General features: G+C 67.1%; 2 protein-coding genes. Both read right to left on the bottom strand.

From position 1 onward, the window contains the following. A partial coding sequence (locus tag OEX18_15805; protein ID MDH4338727.1) for a type VI secretion system ATPase TssH occupies positions 1–735 on the bottom strand: 735 nt, incomplete at its 3' end. Between the two features lie 24 nt (positions 736–759). Continuing rightward, a partial coding sequence (locus OEX18_15810; GenBank protein ID MDH4338728.1) for a DEAD/DEAH box helicase occupies positions 760–3,196 on the bottom strand: 2,437 nt, incomplete at its 5' end.

Genomic DNA, 3,196 nt, shown 5'->3' on the forward strand with positions numbered 1-3,196 from the left:
GGCGATGAGTGCGCCCATGTCGAGCGAGAGCAGCCGCTTGCCGGCCAGCCCCTCCGGCACCTCGTTGTTGACGATGCGCTGTGCGAGCCCTTCCACGATGGCGGTCTTGCCCACGCCGGGCTCGCCGATCAGGACGGGGTTGTTCTTGGTGCGGCGCTGCAGCACCTGGATGGCCCGGCGGATTTCGTTGTCGCGGCCGATCACGGGATCGAGCTTGCCCTGCTCGGCGCGTTCGGTGAGATCGAGGGTGAAGCGCTGCAACGCCTGGCGCTGGTCCTCGGCGTCGGCGGACTCCACTTTGTGCCCGCCGCGCACCTGCTCCACCGCCGCCTCCACGGCGGCGCGGGTGGCGCCGGCGCCGCGCAGGATGTCACCCGCGGGGCTCTTGTCGTCTACCGCGGCCAGCAGGAACAGCTCGGAGGGAATGAACTCGTCGTTACGGTCCTGCGCGAGCTTGTCGGTGACGTTGAGCAGGCGATTGAGGTCGCGTGAGACGAGCACCTCGCCGGGGGTTCCCTCCACGCGCGGCATGCGGTCGATGGCCTCCATGAGGCCCAGGCGCAACTTGTCCACGCTCACCCCGGCCTGCACCAGGATGGGCCGCGCGCTGCCGCCCTGCTGGTCGAGCAGGGCCATCAGCACGTGAACGGGTTCCATGAACTGATGGTCGCGGCCGACAGCCAGGCTCTGCGCGTCGGCGAGCGCGAGCTGGAACTTGGTGGTCAACTTGTCCATCCGCACGGCGGATACCTCCTCGGATCAACGCGGTCTGAAAGCGGGGCCGCGCTTGCGCAGCTTGTCGACGCGCTGGCGAAGTTTCTTCTCCAGCGTCACCGGGAGTTGCGTGGAGTCGACCAGCTTGCGCAGGTCCTCCCCCTCTCGCAGCAACTCCGCGCTGCCCGCGGCGGTACGCGCGGACGGCTGGTACGGCTCGCGTCCGAGCATATGATGGAGGATCGACTTGGCGGCTTCCTTGTCGGGAATCAGCCCGCGCGCGTTCACGTCCGGATCGAGGTGCGAGTACGGCGGCAGCGGCGAGCCCACGCACGAGGGACAGCCGCCGTTGCACGCGCAGTGGTCGAGCAGTTCGAGGCACGCGGGCAGGATCTCGTCGATGAGTTCGTACGCCTTGAGCGCGAACCCCAGCCCGCCCGGGAAGCGGTCGTGTACGAAGATGCCGGGCGCGTTGGCGGCGGATGAATCCACCGACGCCCCCACGTCCATGGTGTCGCACATGGCAAACAGCGGAATCACCTCGCGGATCACGTTGGAGATCCCCAGCAACCCCTCGCGCGGCACGCGGCCAGCCTGTTTGGCCAGCGCGTACGCCTCCGGGTGCGGCAGGAGCCACATGCCGGTGGTGTCGAGCGTCTGCGCGGGGAGGTCGAGTGCGCCAAACCCCAGCGAGTCGCGGCTGCCGAACTTGATCTTCTTGAACATGTAGGTCACCGACGTCACCGACAGGTCGCCCCAGTGGATCTCGCTGGCGTGCTCGCTCTTGTGCAGTTCCTCGTTCTCGATCTTGATCTTGGTCTCGGTGATCGACTGCGTGTAGTAGTCGGTGTCTTCCTTCTGCACCCACGCGATCTTCTTGCGAATATCCAGCTCGTTGACGAAGTACGTCTCGCTGCCGTGGATGTAGACGGCCTGCGGGTGCAGCTGCTGGAAGGCGCCGCTCTCGTCGATGGTGCCGATGACGCGGCTGTGCTCGTTGGGAACCGCCTTCAGCCCCTCGGCCGCCATGGCCGCCGACGTCCCTATTATGATGGTGTACACGTCGTCGCCGATGTTGCGCAGGCTCACGTCGGCGCTGGGGTAGTTGGGCCCGCTCCAGAAGAACTGCCCGCCCTGCTGGCGCACCTGGCGGTCGTCTTCCAGCAGCTTCAAGATGGGCCCGCAGTAGGCGCCGAACTGCTCCCAGTCTTCTTTTCGAATGGGCAGCTCGAACGCCGCCGCGCGCACGTGGCTCAGCACGATGTGCGCGTTCAGGGGATCGATGACCGCGTTCTCGGGCGAGCGCCCGAAGAAGTAGTCCGGGTGCTTGGCCATGTACTGGTCGATGGGCGAATCGTACGGCAGGAGGATCACGAGCGACGCGTCCGCGCCGCGGCCCGCGCGCCCGGCCTGCTGCCACACGGATGCGATCGACCCGGGATAACCCACCAGCAGTGCCGCCTCCATGCTGCCGATGTCGATGCCGAGCTCCAGCGCGTTGGTGCTCACCACCGCCTTGAGTTCCCCTCCGAACAAGGCGCGCTCGATCCTGCGCCGTTCCTCGGGCAGATACCCGCCGCGGTAGCTCTTGATGAGTTTGGCACGCGACGGCGAGAGCTTCGTCACGAACTCCTGCGCGTAGCGGGCCACCACTTCGCTCACCACGCGTGCGCGCACGAAGGCGATGGCCTGGTGGTCCTGCGCCACCAGTTCGGAGAGGATGCGCGCCGCTTCCACGTTGGCGCTCTTTCTTTCCACACGGTCGTCTCCGAAGAACGGCGGGTTCCAGATGGCGAACGCCTTGGGTCCGCGCGGCGAACCGTCGTTCTCCACCACCTGCATGGGACGGCTGGTGAGGCGTTCGGCGAGCTCCTTCGGGTTGCGGATGGTGGCGGAGCAGCCGATGAATGTCGGTTTCGCCCCGTAGTGCTCGCAGATCCTATTCAAACGCCCCAGCACGTGCGCCACGTTGGATCCGAAGGTGCCGCGGTAGGTATGCACCTCGTCGACCACCACGTACTTGAGGTTGGCGAGAAAACGCGCCCACGTTCCGTGGTTGGGGAGGATGCCCGAGTGCAGCATGTCGGGGTTGGTGAGCAGCACGTTGGCTTCGTTCTTGAGCTTGCGGCGCGCGTTGGGCGGCGTGTCGCCGTCGTAGGTACCGGTGACGAGCGGCAGGCTGGGGTCGGTTTCGAGGTAGCGCGTCAGCGTGCGCAACTGGTCCTGCGCGAGCGCCTTGGTGGGATACAGGTACAGCGCGCACGCGTCGGGCTCGGCGAGAATCGCCTCCAGCACCGGCACGTTGTAGCAGAGCGTCTTGCCGCTGGCGGTACCCGTCACCACCACCACGTGCTCCCCCGCGCGCGCGTGGCGGATGGCGTCCGCCTGGTGGGTGTAGAGCCGGGTGATGCCGTCGGTGTTGATGGCGGCGGCGATGCGCGGGTGCACCGGCGGGTCGAGGGGCGCAAACCTCGCCGGCCGC

This window comes from Candidatus Krumholzibacteriia bacterium (assembly GCA_029865265.1).
In the GTDB taxonomy this organism is placed as follows: Bacteria; Krumholzibacteriota; Krumholzibacteriia; order WVZY01; family JAKEHA01; genus JAKEHA01.